A 15535-nucleotide genomic window follows, 5' to 3' on the forward strand; every position below is an offset into this window, starting at 1 on the left:
CAATGCCAAAAATGAAAATATAAAGTTAATCTCACAACTTTTATTGGCATTATTTTAATATAACTATTGTTAAAAATTAATATACAGGTAACATTTATTAGAAAAATGAAACAAATCCAATGTGTATTTTGCTGTTTGAAAAACTTGAATTTTGCTTATTTGAAATGCTATTTGCTAAGATTAATCTAAAAATTCCTGCTTTAGACCTAAGCCCTAAGCCAATTCCATATCCTAAAATATTTTCGTCAATTCCATTTATTTTGTCATTATAATTTCCAATGTCCAGAACACTATTTACAAATAAGTTATCGTCAAGAAGATATCTATATTCAGAGCGCAGCACTGCAAAACGATTTGCAATAAGCGAATTTTCTGCAAATCCTCGAATTGAGTTTACCCCTCCAAAGCGAAATAACTCGTTATTGTAATAGGTGTCAGAAATAAAAAACTGACCATCCAGATGAATGTAAATTTTATTTCTATAATCAATAGAGACTTGATGCTGTCCTTTTATTGACAATTTATACTGGTCCGCATTTATTTGTGATTTCCTTCTTCCTAAAGACGCACTGATGTTAAAAAAGGTATCTTCATTAAACCCTTGTCTTGAGTTTAGCTTTATAAATTTAAATCCTATACTATAAAATGTAGATTTATAATCAACGATATCCTGAGAAGGGGTTAATTCTTCAAGTTGTATGTTGGTTGAATTTGTAAAGTCCACCCCTCCCTGCAGACTTAATCTCTCATTGATTTGATAACTTAAATTTACATTTTGGCTATTATTTGAGAATAAAGAGTCTCTTCTGAATAATCTTAAACCAGCCTCAATGCTTATTGGTGACTTCAATATAAATGGAAGCTTCAAGTCACCTTCAAATATTTGTAAGCCGAAACCATTATTTTTATAATTAATGCTAAGCCGCTCGCCAAAGTCCAAATTGTTAAGCAGAACCATATTGAAATAACCGTTTAGCTGAAAGTTGTTTTCTTCATCACTGCCAAAACCAAGGAAACCGTCAAAGTTATTCGAATTCACCTTGTCTAAATATAAGAACAACTCTGTCGAATCTTTTTTGAATAATACCTCAGTTGGTTTCTTTACTTTTATAAAAGCGATGTTGCCTAGTTGTTCGGTCTTTTTTTGGATGTTTAACTCGTTAAACTTAGATCCAACTTTTAAATTTGAATACCTAGTGATATATGTTTCAGATAATAATGAGTAACCTTTGATGTTTATTTTATCAATTGTTCTCATTACTCCACCATCAATCACTAAGTCGGCCTCCATAGATCCCTTATTCACCTTAATATTTGACAGTGAAGCTTTTCCAAATGCCAGACCTGAATTTTTTAGCTGTTGGATAATGAAATTAAGGGTATTGTCAATTTCTGAATAGGGTATTAGGATCTTTTTACCAACCATGGGAAAGCTTTTAGGGAAAAGCTTTAAATCGATTTCTTTAATATTAATAAATAATGAGTCGATTTTCTGATTCAAACTGATAACAGAAATAAGCTTGTTTTTTTCGACTTTTCTTTTCTCTGATAAAAATAAATAACCAGATGACTTGAGGCTGTCTATTTTGAAATTTAAACTTGTTTCTGCTTTCTTGTAAGAGTTGAATTTTTGTTGTGTTTCTCTGGCAATAGAGTCTTTTGTAAGTTTAGTGAAAAGTATAAAATCTTGAGAATGTAAAGAGTTACTGGCTCCCAATACAATGAAAAATGTGACAATTAATCTTTTCATGTATTGGATTTTAATCAGTTTTGAGGATTTGTAGCTTGCGTCCTGCAAACGTAATCACGAATTATCTTATTATACAATATTCAATTATGTTTGTGAGTTGAATAAATATATTGGTGCTACTATAATTCTTAGTTGCTGAAAATTAATAGATTAAAATTTGTTTATTAATATTAAATATCTACATTTGCAAACCTTAAAAATAATAGATTTTTTAAAACAATTTAAGTAAAACTATGCCAACAATTTCACAGTTAGTAAGAAAAGGAAGACGCAAGATGACTAAGAAGAGCAAATCGGCGGCTTTAGATTCTTGTCCTCAAAGACGTGGAGTTTGTACGCGAGTTTACACTACTACACCAAAGAAACCTAATTCAGCGATGCGTAAAGTTGCTCGTGTGAGGTTGACTAATGGTAAGGAAGTAAACGCATACATTCCAGGTGAAGGACATAATCTACAGGAGCACTCGATAGTATTAGTTAGAGGCGGGAGAGTAAAAGATTTACCTGGTGTAAGGTATCATATTGTTCGTGGTGCTTTAGATACAGCAGGAGTAGATGGTCGTCTACAACGTAGATCCAAGTATGGTGCAAAAAGACCTAAAAAATAATCAGAGTTAAAGTAAAGACATGAGAAAAAGACAGGCCAAAAAACGTCCCATACTTCCAGATCCAAAATTCAATGATCAGTTAGTGACAAGATTCGTTAACATGATGATGTGGGACGGAAAAAAATCAATTGCTTTTAAAATATTTTATGATGCGATGGATATCATAGAAGAGAAAAAGCAAGATGACGAAAAATCTGCTTTAGAAATTTGGAAAGAAGGTTTATCTAATGTGATGCCACACGTCGAAGTGAGAAGTAGACGAGTAGGAGGTGCAACATTTCAAATCCCATCCCAAATTCGTCCAGATAGAAAAATATCAATTGCGATGAAGTGGTTGATTGGTTATTCTAGAAAGAGAAACGAAAAAACCATGGCCGCAAAACTTGCTGGAGAATCCATGGCAGCTGCCAAAGAAGAAGGGGCAGCCGTTAAGAAAAGATTAGATACGCACAAAATGGCTGAAGCCAACAAAGCATTTTCACATTTTAGATTCTAAATAATGGCACAAAGAGATTTAAAATTTACTAGAAATATTGGAATTGCTGCTCATATTGATGCTGGTAAAACAACAACTACTGAGCGTATTCTTTATTATACTGGTATAAGTCACAAAATAGGAGAAGTTCATGATGGCGCTGCTACTATGGACTGGATGGAGCAAGAGCAGGAAAGAGGAATTACTATTACTTCTGCCGCAACACATTGTACATGGCCATATAGAGATCATGAATACATTGTAAACATTATCGATACCCCAGGTCACGTTGATTTCACTGTTGAAGTCGAACGTTCACTTAGAGTTCTTGATGGTGTGGTTGCTTTATTTAGTGCTGTTGATGGTGTTGAGCCGCAATCTGAAACAGTTTGGAGACAAGCTGATAAATATAAAGTTCCTCGTCTAGGATTCGTTAATAAAATGGACAGACAAGGGGCTAATTTCTTTAATGTATGTAAGCAGGTTAGAGAAATGTTGGGTGGAAATCCAGTACCTCTTCAAGTTCCTATTGGAGATGAGATCGACTTTAAAGGAGTAGTTGATTTAATTTCTAAAAAAGCGATCATCTGGAATGAAGAAGATTTCGGAATGACTTACGAAGAAATTGATATTCCTGCTGAACTTGAAGCAGATGTAACTAAATATAGAACTGAACTAGTTGAAGCTGTAGCTGAATATGATGAGCAGTTAATGGAAAAATTCTTCGAAGATGAAGATTCTATTACTGAAGATGAAATTATCGCTGCATTAAGAGCTGCTACTATTGATATGTCTATCATACCAATGATGTGTGGTTCAGCGTTTAAAAATAAAGGTGTTCAGGCTATGCTTGACGCTGTAATGAGATATCTTCCATCTCCTGTAGATGTAGAAGCTATTGAAGGTGAGAATCCTGAGACTGGTGAAGTGGAAACTAGAAAGCCACACGTAGATTCTCCGTTTTCTGCTTTAGCATTTAAAATTGCTACTGATCCTTTTGTGGGACGTTTAGCATTCTTTAGAACATATTCTGGTAGATTGGAGGCTGGTTCTTATGTATTGAATAACCGTTCTGGTAAGAAAGAGCGTATTTCAAGAATGTATCAAATGCACTCCAACAAGCAAGAGCCAATAGATTTTATTGAAGCTGGAGATATTGGTGCTGCTGTAGGATTTAAAGATATTAAGACTGGAGATACACTTACAGACTTGAAGCATCCAATTACTTTGGAGTCGATGTCTTTTCCAGATCCAGTAATTGGTATTGCTGTTGAGCCAAAAACAAAAGCCGATGTTGAAAAACTTGGTGTTGCTTTAGGTAAACTCGCAGAAGAAGATCCTACGTTCCAGGTGAAGACTGATGAAGTATCAGGACAAACCATTATTTCAGGAATGGGTGAGCTTCACATAGAAATTTTAGTTGACCGTTTAAAACGTGAATTTAAAGTTGAAGTTAACGAAGGTGAGCCTCAAGTAGAATACAAAGAAGCAGTAACTAGAACTGCTGATCACAGGGAAGTTTACAAAAAACAATCTGGTGGTCGTGGTAAGTTTGCTGATATTGTATTTGAAATGGGTCCTGTTGATGAAGATTTTGAAGGAACAGGGTTGCAATTTGTGGATCAAATCAAAGGTGGTAGAATTCCAAAAGAATTTGTTCCATCTGTAGAGAAAGGATTCACGGAAGCGATGAAAAATGGTCCTTTAGCAGGATTTAGAATGGATACTTTAAAGGTAACTCTTAAGGATGGATCTTTCCACCCTGTGGATTCAGATCAACTATCTTTTGAACTTGCTGCTAAATTAGGTTTCAAATCTGCTGCTAAAAGTGCTGGTGCTATCGTACTTGAACCAATTATGAAAGTTGAAGTGGTAACTCCAGAAGAAAACATGGGTGATATTGTTGGTGACTTGAATAGAAGAAGAGGCCAAGTGAATAACATGTCCGACAGATCTGGTGCAAAAATCATAAAAGCTGATGTGCCACTTTCAGAAATGTTTGGTTATGTAACTACACTTAGAACATTATCCTCTGGTAGAGCAACATCAACAATGGAATTTTTAAAATTTGAAGAAACACCTGCAAGTATTTCTGAAAAAGTAATCAAGAGTGCTAAAGGTTTAAACGAATAATTAGAGCTTATTATGAGTCAAAAGATAAGAATTAAACTAAAATCATACGACTACAATTTGGTAGATAAGTCTGCTGAGAAGATCGTAAAGACTGTGAAGACTACAGGTGCTGTGGTTACTGGTCCAATACCTTTACCTACTAAGCGTAAAATCTTTACTGTATTAAGATCTCCTCACGTTAATAAAAAGGCTAGAGAACAATTTCAATTAGACTCTTTTAAGAGATTATTGGATATATACAGTTCTTCATCAAAAACAATTGATGCATTGATGAAGCTTGAATTACCAAGTGGAGTAGAAGTAGAGATCAAAGTATAAGTATATTCCCGCGAAAGCGGGAATCTTAAAATTCCTACTGGGTAGGAATTAACATGTCCCGAGCATTAGACGAGGGAAAAACGGAAGAAAAATACATTCAGGATGAAGTGTTTTTTGTCCTGAATTTTTTTTAGATAAATAGTAATAATCAAAAATTAATTATGTCTGGGTTAATAGGAAAAAAAATCGGCATGACTAGTCTCTTCGACGAGAACGGGAAAAACATCCCTTGTACTGTTGTAGAAGCTGGTCCATGTGTAGTTACCCAAGTCAGAACCAACGAGGTTGACGGGTATGAAGCGCTTCAACTTGGTTTCGATGACAAATCAGACAAAAATGCCACAAAAGCTGACTTAGGTCACTTTAAGAAAGCTGGTACTTCTGTCAAACGACGAGTCATGGAATTCCAGGGATTTAAAGAAGAGTATAAGTTAGGTGATCACATCACTGTAGACTTATTCAAAGAAAACGAATTTGTAGACGTTAGTGCTACATCTAAAGGAAAAGGATTCCAAGGGGTTGTAAAACGTCATGGCTTTGCAGGTTCTGAGAGAACTCACGGACAGCAAAGTATGGGAAGAGCTCCTGGTTCTGTTGGTGCTGCCTCATATCCAGCTCGTATTTTCAAAGGAATGAAAATGGGTGGACAAATGGGAAATGTAAAAGTAAAAGTACAAAATCTAAAAGTGTTGAAAGTTGTACCGGAAAAGAACTTGATCGTCATCAAGGGATGTATTCCTGGGCATAATAACACTTATGTAACTATTCAGAAGTAATGAAAGTATCAGTTTTAGATATAAAAGGAAAGGAAACAGGTAGAGAGGTAGAACTTTCAGAATCTGTTTTCGGATTGGAACCTAACGATCACGTAGTATATCTTGATGTTAAGCAGCACTTAGCTAATAAGCGTCAAGGAACTCACAAGGCTAAAGAAAGAGCTGAGATTGTTGGTAGTACAAGAAAGATAAAGAAACAAAAAGGTACGGGTACTGCTCGTGCTGGTAGTATTAAATCTCCTATCTTCAAAGGTGGTGGTAGAGTTTTTGGTCCAAGACCAAGAGACTATCATTTTAAGCTGAATAAGAAGTTGAAGAGATTGGCTAGAAAAACTGTTTTGTCACAAAAATTAAAGAACAATCAATTGATGATTGTCGAAGATTTTGGTTTCGAAGCACCCAAAACAAAAGAGTTTCTTAATGTTCTTGATAATCTGAACATTAGAGATAAAAAATCTCTACTTGTCTTGGATGAGTCGAATAAAAACGTATATTTGTCGTCCCGTAATTTGAAATCTGCTAAAGTTGTAAATGTCTCAGAATTAAACACTTACAATATTTTAAATAGCAATGTTTTATTAATTACTGAAAGCAGATTAGAAGAATTACAAAATAATCTCAACAAATAGTAGCTATGAGCATTTTGGTAAAACCAATTATTACAGAGAAAGCAACAAATGAAAGCGAACTAAGAAACGCATTTTCATTTGTCGTAGATCGTAATGCCAACAAAATCCAGATCAAGGAGGCAGTTGAGTCAGCTTATGGCGTTACGGTAGAAAAAGTACGTACACTTAATGTTATTCCTAAAATCAAATCTCGTTATACAAAAACAGGTATGGTAACTGGACAAACATCCGCGTACAAGAAAGCTATTATAAAAGTAGCTGAAGGAGAAACAATTGATTTGTATAGTAATCTATAAGCTTAAAACATGTCGGTTAAAAAACTAAAACCAAACACACCAGGACAGCGATTTAAAGTAGCTAATGGCTTTGATGCTATTACTGCTAGCAAGCCAGAGAAATCTTTGCTTGCTTCTCGCAAACGTTCCGGTGGACGAAATAATTCAGGAAAGATGACCATGCGTTACATAGGTGGTGGTCACAAGAAGCGTTACAGAATTATCGACTTCAAAAGGGATAAAAAAGATATCCAGGCTGAAGTTATGACTGTAGAGTACGATCCTAATAGAACAGCATTCATCGCTTTATTACATTATGAAGATGGTGAAAAAAGATATATCATCGCGCCTAGCGGAATTAAGGTAGGTCAAAAGATTGTATCTGGTAGCTCTCAGGTTCCAACTGAAATCGGTAATGCAATGCCATTATCCCAGATTCCATTTGGTACTATAATATCTTGTGTTGAACTAAGACCAGAACAAGGAGCTGTTATGGCTCGTAGTGCTGGTACTTTTGCTCAATTGATGGCAAAGGATGGTAAATATGTAACTATTAAACTTCCTTCTGGTGAGACTAGAATGGTGTTGTCTACCTGTATTGCTACAGTTGGTGCGGTATCAAATAGTGATCATCAATTGACAATATCAGGTAAAGCTGGTAGAAGCAGATGGTTGGGTAGAAGACCTAGAACTAGACCTGTAGTGATGAATCCTGTCGATCACCCAATGGGTGGTGGTGAAGGTAAATCTTCAGGTGGTCATCCAAGATCAAGAAATGGTATTCCTGCTAAAGGATTTAAAACACGTTCTAAGACAAAGTCTAGTAATAAGCACATCATAGAGCGTAAAAAGAAATAAGATATGGCACGTTCATTAAAGAAAGGACCTTTTGTCCATTATAAAGTAGATAAAAAAGTTGCTCAAAACCTTGATTCAGGTAAGAAATCTGTAATCAAAACATGGTCTAGAGCATCCACCATTACTCCTGATTTCGTTGGTCAGACTTTTGGTGTGCACAATGGAAGACAATTCGTACCTGTTTTTGTAACAGAGAACATGGTAGGTCATAAACTTGGAGAATTTTCTCCAACGCGTACTTTCAGAGGTCACCAAGGTTCCAAGAATAAAGGAAAAAAATAATTGAACAATGGGAGTAAGAAAAAGAAATAGAGCAGAAATGCTTAAGGAACAGAAAAGTCAACTTGCTATTGCAAAATTGAACAACTGTCCAACATCTCCACGTAAAATGAGACTTGTTGCTGATTTGGTGAGAGGTAAGGATGTTGGTCATGCTTTGCAAATATTAAAGTTTAGTACTAAGGTGGCCTCTGGTAGATTGGAGAAATTACTTCTTTCTGCTATTGCTAACTGGCAGGCTAAGAATGAAGATGCAGATCTTGAGCAAGCTGAAGTTTTTATAAAAGAAATTAAAGTTGATAGTGGCAGTATGTTAAAACGTCTACGTCCAGCACCACAAGGTCGTGCTCACAGAATACGTAAGCGTTCTAATCATGTCACTCTTATACTAGGAGAAAAAAATAACACTGAAAGCTAGATAGACTATGGGACAAAAAACAAATCCAATCGGTAATAGACTCGGTATCATTAAAGGATGGGAATCCAACTGGTACGGAGGCAACGATTACGGTGATAATCTTGCAGAAGACTACAAGATTAGAAAGTATATCCATGCACGTTTAACTAAAGCTAGTGTTTCGCGCGTAATTATTGAGCGTACGCTTAAACTTGTAACCGTTACTATCACTACCGCTAGACCAGGTATCATTATCGGGAAAGGTGGCCAAGAGGTAGACAAGTTGAAAGAAGAGCTTAAAAAAATTACGGATAAGGAAGTTCAGGTAAATATATTTGAAATTAAAAGACCCGAATTAGATGCGCATCTTGTAGCTACCAGTGTGGCGAGACAAGTTGAAAACAGAATTTCTTATAGGAGAGCTACAAAAATGGCTATCGCGGCAGCTATGAGAATGAATGCTGAGGGAATTAAGATTCAGGTATCTGGACGTTTAAATGGAGCTGAAATGGCCCGTGTTGAAACTTATAAAGAAGGACGAATTCCTTTATCTACTTTTAGAGCTGATATTGATTATGCTTTAGTTGAATCTCACACTACTTATGGTAGATTGGGTATTAAAGTATGGATCATGAAAGGTGAAGTTTATGGAAAGCGTGAGCTATCTCCATTAGTTGGCTTAGCTAAAAATGAGACTAAAGGAAAAGCGAGACGACCTAAAGCACGTCGTAGAAAATAATCATTAAAGATTAAGATAAGAGATGTTACAGCCAAAAAGAACAAAATTTCGTAAGCAGCAAAAGGGACGTATGAAAGGGGTCTCGCAAAGAGGTCATAGACTTTCAAATGGAACTTTTGGAATCAAATCTTTAGATTCTTCTTTTGTTACTGCAAGACAAATTGAGGCTGCACGTATCGCAGCAACGCGTTACATGAAAAGGGAAGGTTCTATTTGGATCAAAATATTTCCAGATAAGCCTATAACCAAGAAGCCTCTTGAAGTCCGTATGGGTAAAGGTAAAGGTTCAGTAGAATATTGGGCAGCTGTAGTTCAGCCAGGTCGTATTTTATTTGAAATTGGTGGTGTTCCTCAAGCTGTTGCAAAAGAAGCTTTGAGATTAGCCGCTCAAAAATTACCTGTTAAAACAAAATTTATAGTCGCTAGAGATTATCAAGAATAAATAAAGATGAGACAATCTGAAGTAAAAGAGCTTTCGGTAGAAGAATTGCACGAAGAATTGACAAATCATCAGACAAAATTGTCTGAGTTGAAAATGACTCATGTACTTTCTCCTTTAGAAAATCCTTCTGAAATCCAAAAAGTCAGAAGAACAGTTGCGAGAATCGCTACCGAAATCAATAAAAGAGAATTAGATTAATTCTACTTACAATGGAAAAAAGAAATTTAAGAAAAGAACGTATCGGTGTTGTGACAAGCAACAAAATGGATAAATCCATTGTCGTTTCTGAAGTCAAGAAAATAAAGCATCCAATGTATGGTAAGTTCGTTTTAAAAACGAAAAAATACGTTGCGCATGATGAAAAGAATGACTGCAATGACGGTGATACAGTAAGAATTATGGAAACTAGACCCCTCAGCAAAACAAAACGCTGGAGATTAGTTGATATAATTGAAAGAGCTAAATAACTATGGTACAACAAGAATCAAGATTAAGAGTAGCAGACAATACTGGTGCTAAATCAGTTTTAGTTATTCGTGTCCTAGGGGGTACGAATAGACGATATGCTTCGGTTGGCGATAAAGTTGTAGTCAGCGTTAAAGAAGCTACTCCAAATGGAAACATAAAAAAAGGTGCTGTTTCAACAGCAGTTGTTGTAAGAACAAGTAAAGAAGTAAGACGTCCAGATGGATCTTATATTCGCTTTGATGACAACGCCTGTGTTTTATTAAATCCTACAGGAGAAATGAGAGGTACACGTGTATTTGGACCAGTTGCCAAAGAACTTCGTGAAAATCAGTTTATGAAAATTGTTTCACTTGCACCTGAGGTGCTTTAAATCTATCATTATGAAAAGAAGTAGAATTAAAAAAGGTGATCAAGTAAGAGTAATTGCTGGTGATCATAAAGGAAAAGAAGGCAAAGTATTAGATATACTTGTAAAAAAAGATAAGGCAATAGTCGAAGAAGTCAACATGATTTCTAAACACCAAAAGCCCTCTGCAACAAATCCACAAGGTGGAATTACTAAAAAGGAAGCTCCTATTCACGTTTCAAATTTATCTCTTATCACTAAAGATGGTAAGACTACAAGACTTGGAACTAAAGTAGAAGATGGCAAAAAAGTAAGAGTTGCTAAGAAAACAAATGAAGTGATTTAATTATGAGTTACGTACCAAGATTAAAAGAAGAATATAACAGTAAAATACTTCCAGCTCTTCGTGAAGAGTTTAGTTATTCTAATACTATGGAAGTTCCAAGACTCAAGAAAATAGTATTGAGTAGAGGTGTTGGTGCAGCAATTGCAGATAAAAAATTAATAGATCACTCTATTGAAGAATTTTCTACAATAACTGGCCAGAAAGCTGTTCAGACTATATCAAAGAAGGATGTTGCTTCTTTCAAATTAAGAAAGGGAATGCCAATTGGTGTTAAAGTGACTCTTCGTGGTTATAGAATGTATGAATTTTTGGATAGATTAATAACTTCAGCATTACCGCGTGTTAGAGATTTCAATGGTATCAATCCGGATGGATTTGATGGTAGAGGAAACTACAACTTAGGTATTACTGAGCAGATTATTTTTCCTGAAATTAACATTGATAAAGTAAATAGAATCTCAGGGATGGATGTAAGTTTTGTGACATCAGCTGAAACTGATCAAGAAGCAAAATCTTTGTTGACTGAATTGGGGTTACCATTTAAAAAGAAATAATTATGGCAAAGGAATCAATGAAAGCCCGTGAGGTTAAACGCCAGAAAACGGTTGAAAAATATGCTGAGAAAAGAAAAGCTTTAAAAGAAGCTGGAGATTTTGAAGCTTTACAAAAACTACCTAAGAATGCTTCTCCTGTGAGAATGCATAACCGATGTAAGCTTACAGGTAGACCAAAAGGATACATGAGACAATTTGGTCTCTCTAGAGTTATGTTTAGAGAAATGGCTAATCAAGGTCTTATCCCAGGGGTTAAAAAAGCAAGTTGGTAATTAATTTAAAAATGCAATAAAATGAATATTGATCCAGTTGCAGATTATTTAACTAGAGTTAGAAACGCAGTTTTGGCTTCTCATAGAGTTGTCGAAATACCGGCTTCTAACCTAAAAAAGGAGATCACAAAAATATTGTTCGATCAAGGCTATATCTTAAGCTATAAATTTATCGATGATGATACTCAAGGTGTCATCAAGATAGCTTTAAAATATGACAAGTTTACAAACGATCCTGTAATCAAAAAATTACAGAGAGTAAGTAAGCCTGGTTTAAGAAAGTATTCCGGTTCTGATGAAATTCCTAGAGTTCTTAATGGACTTGGTATTTCTATCGTATCTACTTCAAAAGGAGTAATGACAGGAAAGCAAGCAGAGAGAGAACACGTTGGAGGTGAAATCCTTTGTTACGTATACTAATATAAAAAGACAAAAATTATGTCAAGAATAGGTTATAGTCCAGTTAGTATTCCAGAAGGCGTCACAGTTGATTTAAAAGATGATACTATTACAGTGAAGGGTAAGCTTGGAGAGTTAACACAAACTTTCAGCGAGATTACAATCAAGATAGAGGACAATGAGATTCTTTTTGAGAGACCTTCTGATAAGAAAACGCACAAAGCTAAGCATGGTTTGTACAGATCACTTGTTTACAATATGATCGAAGGAGTAACTCAAGGTTTTACTAAAGAATTGGAACTTGTAGGTGTTGGTTATAGAGCATCAAATCAAGGACAAAAATTAGATATCGCTGTTGGTTTTTCTCACAACATTGTTATAGATTTGGCATCCGAAGTAAAATTGGAAACAATCTCAGAAAAAGGTAAGAATCCAATCATTAAATTATCGTCATTTGACAAACAACTTGTTTCACAAGTAGCTGCTAAAATTCGTTCATTTAGACGACCTGAGCCTTACAAAGGAAAAGGTATCAGATACGTAGGTGAATATATAAGAAGAAAAGCAGGTAAATCAGCTTAATTATGGGATTTTCTAAAGAAAAAAGAAGACTTAAAATACGCAAGCGTGTAAGAAAAACAATTACAGGTACACCGGGTAAGCCAAGGCTATCCGTGTTTAGAAGTAATAACGAAATCTATGCGCAATTGATTGATGATGTTAATGGAGTTACATTAGCTTCAGCATCTTCAAGAGATAAAGATATTGATGTAACTAACAAAACGAAGTCTGAGGCTTCAATTATTGTTGGTGAAACTATTGCAAAAAAAGCATTAGAAAAAAAAATTGACTCAATCTCTTTTGATAGAAGTGGTTATTTATATCACGGTAGAGTAAAATCATTAGCCGAAGGTGCTCGTAAAGGAGGCTTAAAATTTTAATATATGTATCAAGATTATAAAAATGTTGAAACAGTAAAACCAGGTGGACTCGATCTTAAAGATCGTCTAGTTGGAGTTCAACGTGTTACGAAAGTTACAAAAGGTGGTAGAGCATTTGGTTTTTCTGCTATTGTTGTTGTAGGTGATGAAAACGGTGTTGTAGGACATGGTTTAGGTAAATCTAAAGAGGTTGCTGATGCTATTTCGAAAGCTGTTGAAGATGCTAAGAAAAACTTAGTAAGAATTCCATTACACAAATCTACATTGCCACATGAGCAGTTAGGTAAGTATGGTGGAGCGAGAGTTTTCTTATTACCTGCATCTGAAGGTACTGGTGTCATCGCTGGTGGACCAACTCGTATGGTATTGGAATCTGTTGGTGTGCATGATGTACTTTCTAAAAATCAAGGTTCATCTAACCCACACAACATGGTTAAAGCAACTTTTGATGCCCTTTTAAAGTTAAGAGGAGCAGAACAAATTGCTAAGCAAAGAGGAATTACCCTCGAGAAATTATTTAATGGTTAAGACCCTTATTATGGCTAAAATTAAAGTTACTAAAACCAAGAGCGCTATAAAGCGTCCCAAAAACCAAAAGCTTACTTTAGAAGCAATGGGTTTGAGAAAAATCGGCCAATCTAATGAGTTTGAAGTTTCTGACTCATTGATGGGTATGATTAATAAAGTGAAACATTTAGTTTCTGTACAAGAAATAAACTAATATTATGGAATTACACAATTTAAAACCTGCCACAGGTTCCGTTAAAACCACAACCAAAAGACTCGGTAGAGGTGAGGCAACTGGTAATGGAGGAACTGCCGGTAGAGGACATAAAGGTGCCAAGTCCCGTTCTGGTTATTCTAGAAAAATAGGATTTGAAGGTGGTCAGATGCCTTTGCAAAGACGTGTTCCTAAATTTGGATTTACTAATCCTAACAGAGTTGAATATCAGGCTATCAATTTAGATCGTTTACAAGAATTAGTAGACCACAAATTGATTTCTGATACTGTTGATTTTGGTACTTTACATGCGATGGATCAAGTCAATAAAAACTTACCTCTTAAAATTTTAGGTAGAGGTGAATTGAAAGCAAAATTGAAAGTTTCTGCACACAAATTTTCCGCTTCAGCTAAATCTGCAATTGAAGCAGCTGGTGGAGAAGCTATCACTATTTAACTAATCACCTTATGAAGTTTTTTGAAACATTAAAGAATATTTGGAAAATTGAAGAATTAAAAAATAGAATTCTTCTCACCTTAGGTTTATTGTTGGTTTATCGATTTGGTGCCCAAATCGTTCTACCTGGTATTGACGCAGCTCAATTAGCTAGTTTGTCATCTCAAACTGATGGTGGAATTCTTGGTTTATTGAACGCTTTTACAGGTGGTGCTTTTTCCAATGCTTCAGTATTTGCATTAGGAATAATGCCTTATATATCAGCTTCGATTGTTGTACAATTGATGACAATAGCTATTCCTTATCTTCAAAAACTTCAAAAAGAAGGTGATAGTGGAAGGAAAAAGATTACCCAAATTACGAGATGGTTAACCATTGCTATTACCTTAGTACAAGGTCCTGGTTATATTATTAATTTGTATAATATTTTGCCATCGTCGGCATTTTTAATGGATAGCACTTTCACGTTTGTGGCTTCATCTGTTATTATTCTTACTACAGGTTGTATTTTTGCAATGTGGCTAGGTGAGAAGATAACCGATAAAGGAATTGGCAACGGAATCTCCTTGTTGATAATGGTGGGTATCATAGCTACATTGCCACAGGCTTTTATTCAGGAATTTATTTCTAGAGTCACTGAATCTAATGGTGGATTAATTTTAATTCTTATTGAATTAGTAATTTGGTTCGTTATTATTTTAGCATCTGTAATGTTAGTAAGAGCTGTAAGGCAGATACCTGTACAATATGCTAGAAAAAATGCTTCAGGTAAGTATGAAAAAGCTTCTGTTGGTGGTGCTAGACAGTTTATTCCCTTAAGATTAAATGCTTCTGGTGTTATGCCAATTATATTTGCTCAGGCAATCATGTTTATCCCTGCTGCTGTTGCCGGATTGTCCGACACTGAAATGGCACAAGGTATTACAGCTGCTTTTCAAGACATGTTTGGTTTTTGGTACAATTTAGTTTTTGGTATTTTGATAATAGTATTTACTTATTTTTATACAGCCATTACAGTACCAACTAATAAAATGGCAGAAGACTTAAAAAGAAGTGGTGGTTTTGTTCCTGGTATTAGACCTGGATCCGAAACGTCCGAATATTTGGATAGAATTATGTCACAAATCACATTGCCAGGTTCAGTATTTTTAGCAATCATTGCGGTTTTTCCAGCGATTGTAGTTTCACTTTTAAGTGTGCAACAAGGATGGGCTTTGTTTTTTGGAGGTACTTCTTTATTGATTATGGTAGGTGTAGCGATAGATACTATTCAGCAAGTAAATTCTTTCTTATTGAATAGACATTACGATGGATTAATGAAATCCGGAAAAAATAGAAAAGCAGTAGCATAA

Annotated in this window: 26 protein-coding genes; 25 read left to right on the forward strand and 1 reads right to left on the reverse strand. The window is 35.2% G+C overall.

Features of this window, described 5'->3' with window-relative positions; genetic code table 11:
* Positions 1-97: 97 nt before the first annotated feature.
* Positions 98-1750, reverse strand: coding sequence for a ShlB/FhaC/HecB family hemolysin secretion/activation protein (locus LB449_RS02385; protein ID WP_224453473.1), 1653 nt, complete (start codon positions 1748-1750; stop codon positions 98-100).
* A gap of 233 nt (positions 1751-1983) precedes the next feature.
* Between LB449_RS02385 and rpsL the strand changes: the two genes are divergently transcribed.
* The 25 genes from rpsL (at position 1984) to secY (ending at position 15535) form a co-directional block, all read left to right on the forward strand.
* On the forward strand, positions 1984-2358 hold the full coding sequence (gene rpsL, locus LB449_RS02390) for a 30S ribosomal protein S12 (protein ID WP_224453474.1): 375 nt from the start codon (positions 1984-1986) through the stop codon (positions 2356-2358).
* Between the two features lie 19 nt (positions 2359-2377).
* Positions 2378-2854, forward strand: a complete 477-nt coding sequence (gene rpsG / locus LB449_RS02395) for a 30S ribosomal protein S7 (protein WP_224453475.1) — start codon at positions 2378-2380, stop codon at positions 2852-2854.
* Between the two features lie 3 nt (positions 2855-2857).
* The gene (gene fusA, locus LB449_RS02400) at positions 2858-4966 is read left to right on the forward strand and encodes an elongation factor G (RefSeq protein ID WP_224453476.1); all 2109 of its coding nucleotides are present in this window, start codon (positions 2858-2860) and stop codon (positions 4964-4966) included.
* 12 nt (positions 4967-4978) lie between these two features.
* Positions 4979-5284 carry a 30S ribosomal protein S10 gene (rpsJ, locus tag LB449_RS02405; protein ID WP_019039487.1) on the forward strand — a complete coding sequence of 102 codons (306 nt, stop codon included), beginning with the start codon at positions 4979-4981 and terminating at the stop codon, positions 5282-5284.
* 161 nt (positions 5285-5445) lie between these two features.
* Positions 5446-6060 carry a 50S ribosomal protein L3 gene (gene rplC, locus LB449_RS02410; protein ID WP_224453477.1) on the forward strand — a complete coding sequence of 205 codons (615 nt, stop codon included), beginning with the start codon at positions 5446-5448 and terminating at the stop codon, positions 6058-6060.
* Entirely contained in the window at positions 6060-6689 is a 630-nt protein-coding gene (gene rplD, locus LB449_RS02415; RefSeq protein WP_224453478.1) for a 50S ribosomal protein L4, read from the forward strand. The genes rplC and rplD overlap by 1 nt, the downstream gene beginning before the upstream one ends.
* A gap of 5 nt (positions 6690-6694) precedes the next feature.
* Positions 6695-6985, forward strand: coding sequence for a 50S ribosomal protein L23 (gene rplW, locus LB449_RS02420; RefSeq protein ID WP_093364523.1), 291 nt, complete (start codon positions 6695-6697; stop codon positions 6983-6985).
* Positions 6986-6994: 9 nt separating this feature from the next.
* Complete coding sequence (gene rplB, locus LB449_RS02425) at positions 6995-7822, forward strand: 50S ribosomal protein L2 (protein WP_224453479.1); 828 nt, start codon at positions 6995-6997, stop codon at positions 7820-7822.
* Between the two features lie 3 nt (positions 7823-7825).
* Positions 7826-8104, forward strand: a complete 279-nt coding sequence (gene rpsS, locus LB449_RS02430) for a 30S ribosomal protein S19 (protein ID WP_224453480.1) — start codon at positions 7826-7828, stop codon at positions 8102-8104.
* Between the two features lie 7 nt (positions 8105-8111).
* The gene (gene rplV, locus LB449_RS02435) at positions 8112-8519 is read left to right on the forward strand and encodes a 50S ribosomal protein L22 (protein ID WP_224453481.1); all 408 of its coding nucleotides are present in this window, start codon (positions 8112-8114) and stop codon (positions 8517-8519) included.
* Positions 8520-8526: 7 nt separating this feature from the next.
* Positions 8527-9237, forward strand: coding sequence for a 30S ribosomal protein S3 (rpsC, locus tag LB449_RS02440; RefSeq protein ID WP_224453482.1), 711 nt, complete (start codon positions 8527-8529; stop codon positions 9235-9237).
* 22 nt (positions 9238-9259) lie between these two features.
* Complete coding sequence (gene rplP, locus LB449_RS02445; RefSeq protein ID WP_224453483.1) at positions 9260-9679, forward strand: 50S ribosomal protein L16; 420 nt, start codon at positions 9260-9262, stop codon at positions 9677-9679.
* Positions 9680-9685: 6 nt separating this feature from the next.
* Positions 9686-9877, forward strand: coding sequence for a 50S ribosomal protein L29 (gene rpmC / locus LB449_RS02450; protein WP_224453484.1), 192 nt, complete (start codon positions 9686-9688; stop codon positions 9875-9877).
* 11 nt (positions 9878-9888) lie between these two features.
* Positions 9889-10146 carry a 30S ribosomal protein S17 gene (gene rpsQ, locus LB449_RS02455; RefSeq protein ID WP_019039497.1) on the forward strand — a complete coding sequence of 86 codons (258 nt, stop codon included), beginning with the start codon at positions 9889-9891 and terminating at the stop codon, positions 10144-10146.
* Between the two features lie 2 nt (positions 10147-10148).
* Entirely contained in the window at positions 10149-10517 is a 369-nt protein-coding gene (gene rplN, locus LB449_RS02460; protein WP_019039498.1) for a 50S ribosomal protein L14, read from the forward strand.
* 10 nt (positions 10518-10527) lie between these two features.
* Complete coding sequence (gene rplX / locus LB449_RS02465) at positions 10528-10839, forward strand: 50S ribosomal protein L24 (protein WP_224453485.1); 312 nt, start codon at positions 10528-10530, stop codon at positions 10837-10839.
* Between the two features lie 2 nt (positions 10840-10841).
* Positions 10842-11393, forward strand: a complete 552-nt coding sequence (gene rplE, locus LB449_RS02470; RefSeq protein WP_224453486.1) for a 50S ribosomal protein L5 — start codon at positions 10842-10844, stop codon at positions 11391-11393.
* A 2-nt stretch (positions 11394-11395) separates the two neighbouring features.
* Positions 11396-11665 carry a 30S ribosomal protein S14 gene (gene rpsN, locus LB449_RS02475; protein ID WP_224453487.1) on the forward strand — a complete coding sequence of 90 codons (270 nt, stop codon included), beginning with the start codon at positions 11396-11398 and terminating at the stop codon, positions 11663-11665.
* Positions 11666-11686: 21 nt separating this feature from the next.
* Positions 11687-12085 (forward strand): 30S ribosomal protein S8, encoded by a 399-nt coding sequence (gene rpsH, locus LB449_RS02480; RefSeq protein ID WP_224453488.1) that lies wholly within the window; start codon positions 11687-11689, stop codon positions 12083-12085.
* An 18-nt stretch (positions 12086-12103) separates the two neighbouring features.
* On the forward strand, positions 12104-12646 hold the full coding sequence (rplF, locus tag LB449_RS02485; RefSeq protein ID WP_224453489.1) for a 50S ribosomal protein L6: 543 nt from the start codon (positions 12104-12106) through the stop codon (positions 12644-12646).
* Between the two features lie 2 nt (positions 12647-12648).
* Entirely contained in the window at positions 12649-13005 is a 357-nt protein-coding gene (gene rplR, locus LB449_RS02490; protein ID WP_224453490.1) for a 50S ribosomal protein L18, read from the forward strand.
* Positions 13006-13008: 3 nt separating this feature from the next.
* Positions 13009-13533, forward strand: a complete 525-nt coding sequence (rpsE, locus tag LB449_RS02495) for a 30S ribosomal protein S5 (RefSeq protein WP_019039505.1) — start codon at positions 13009-13011, stop codon at positions 13531-13533.
* Between the two features lie 10 nt (positions 13534-13543).
* On the forward strand, positions 13544-13726 hold the full coding sequence (rpmD, locus tag LB449_RS02500; protein WP_093364563.1) for a 50S ribosomal protein L30: 183 nt from the start codon (positions 13544-13546) through the stop codon (positions 13724-13726).
* Positions 13727-13730: 4 nt separating this feature from the next.
* The gene (gene rplO / locus LB449_RS02505) at positions 13731-14183 is read left to right on the forward strand and encodes a 50S ribosomal protein L15 (RefSeq protein WP_224453491.1); all 453 of its coding nucleotides are present in this window, start codon (positions 13731-13733) and stop codon (positions 14181-14183) included.
* Between the two features lie 11 nt (positions 14184-14194).
* On the forward strand, positions 14195-15535 hold the full coding sequence (gene secY / locus LB449_RS02510) for a preprotein translocase subunit SecY (RefSeq protein ID WP_224453492.1): 1341 nt from the start codon (positions 14195-14197) through the stop codon (positions 15533-15535).

The organism is Psychroflexus lacisalsi, assembly GCF_020164495.1.
In the GTDB taxonomy this organism is placed as follows: Bacteria; Bacteroidota; Bacteroidia; order Flavobacteriales; family Flavobacteriaceae; genus Psychroflexus; species Psychroflexus lacisalsi.

Excerpts from the sequence above, each read along its gene's own strand:
- rpsE (WP_019039505.1), top strand. The coding sequence starts at position 13,009 with ATGTATCAAGATTATAAAAATGTTGAAACAGTAAAACCAGGTGGACTC.
- rplE (WP_224453486.1), top strand. The coding sequence starts at position 10,842 with ATGAGTTACGTACCAAGATTAAAAGAAGAATATAACAGTAAAATACTT.
- rplR (WP_224453490.1), top strand. The coding sequence starts at position 12,649 with ATGGGATTTTCTAAAGAAAAAAGAAGACTTAAAATACGCAAGCGTGTA.
- rplV (WP_224453481.1), top strand. The coding sequence starts at position 8,112 with ATGGGAGTAAGAAAAAGAAATAGAGCAGAAATGCTTAAGGAACAGAAA.
- rplX (WP_224453485.1), top strand. The coding sequence starts at position 10,528 with ATGAAAAGAAGTAGAATTAAAAAAGGTGATCAAGTAAGAGTAATTGCT.
- rpsQ (WP_019039497.1), top strand. The coding sequence starts at position 9,889 with ATGGAAAAAAGAAATTTAAGAAAAGAACGTATCGGTGTTGTGACAAGC.
- rpsN (WP_224453487.1), top strand. The coding sequence starts at position 11,396 with ATGGCAAAGGAATCAATGAAAGCCCGTGAGGTTAAACGCCAGAAAACG.
- rpsH (WP_224453488.1), top strand. The coding sequence starts at position 11,687 with ATGAATATTGATCCAGTTGCAGATTATTTAACTAGAGTTAGAAACGCA.
- rplW (WP_093364523.1), top strand. The coding sequence starts at position 6,695 with ATGAGCATTTTGGTAAAACCAATTATTACAGAGAAAGCAACAAATGAA.
- rpsG (WP_224453475.1), top strand. The coding sequence starts at position 2,378 with ATGAGAAAAAGACAGGCCAAAAAACGTCCCATACTTCCAGATCCAAAA.
- rpsC (WP_224453482.1), top strand. The coding sequence starts at position 8,527 with ATGGGACAAAAAACAAATCCAATCGGTAATAGACTCGGTATCATTAAA.
- rplO (WP_224453491.1), top strand. The coding sequence starts at position 13,731 with ATGGAATTACACAATTTAAAACCTGCCACAGGTTCCGTTAAAACCACA.
- fusA (WP_224453476.1), top strand. The coding sequence starts at position 2,858 with ATGGCACAAAGAGATTTAAAATTTACTAGAAATATTGGAATTGCTGCT.
- secY (WP_224453492.1), top strand. The coding sequence starts at position 14,195 with ATGAAGTTTTTTGAAACATTAAAGAATATTTGGAAAATTGAAGAATTA.
- LB449_RS02385 (WP_224453473.1), bottom strand. The coding sequence starts at position 1,750 with ATGAAAAGATTAATTGTCACATTTTTCATTGTATTGGGAGCCAGTAAC.
- rpmD (WP_093364563.1), top strand. The coding sequence starts at position 13,544 with ATGGCTAAAATTAAAGTTACTAAAACCAAGAGCGCTATAAAGCGTCCC.
- rplC (WP_224453477.1), top strand. The coding sequence starts at position 5,446 with ATGTCTGGGTTAATAGGAAAAAAAATCGGCATGACTAGTCTCTTCGAC.
- rplD (WP_224453478.1), top strand. The coding sequence starts at position 6,060 with ATGAAAGTATCAGTTTTAGATATAAAAGGAAAGGAAACAGGTAGAGAG.
- rpsS (WP_224453480.1), top strand. The coding sequence starts at position 7,826 with ATGGCACGTTCATTAAAGAAAGGACCTTTTGTCCATTATAAAGTAGAT.
- rplP (WP_224453483.1), top strand. The coding sequence starts at position 9,260 with ATGTTACAGCCAAAAAGAACAAAATTTCGTAAGCAGCAAAAGGGACGT.
- rplN (WP_019039498.1), top strand. The coding sequence starts at position 10,149 with ATGGTACAACAAGAATCAAGATTAAGAGTAGCAGACAATACTGGTGCT.
- rpsJ (WP_019039487.1), top strand. The coding sequence starts at position 4,979 with ATGAGTCAAAAGATAAGAATTAAACTAAAATCATACGACTACAATTTG.
- rpmC (WP_224453484.1), top strand. The coding sequence starts at position 9,686 with ATGAGACAATCTGAAGTAAAAGAGCTTTCGGTAGAAGAATTGCACGAA.
- rplF (WP_224453489.1), top strand. The coding sequence starts at position 12,104 with ATGTCAAGAATAGGTTATAGTCCAGTTAGTATTCCAGAAGGCGTCACA.
- rplB (WP_224453479.1), top strand. The coding sequence starts at position 6,995 with ATGTCGGTTAAAAAACTAAAACCAAACACACCAGGACAGCGATTTAAA.
- rpsL (WP_224453474.1), top strand. The coding sequence starts at position 1,984 with ATGCCAACAATTTCACAGTTAGTAAGAAAAGGAAGACGCAAGATGACT.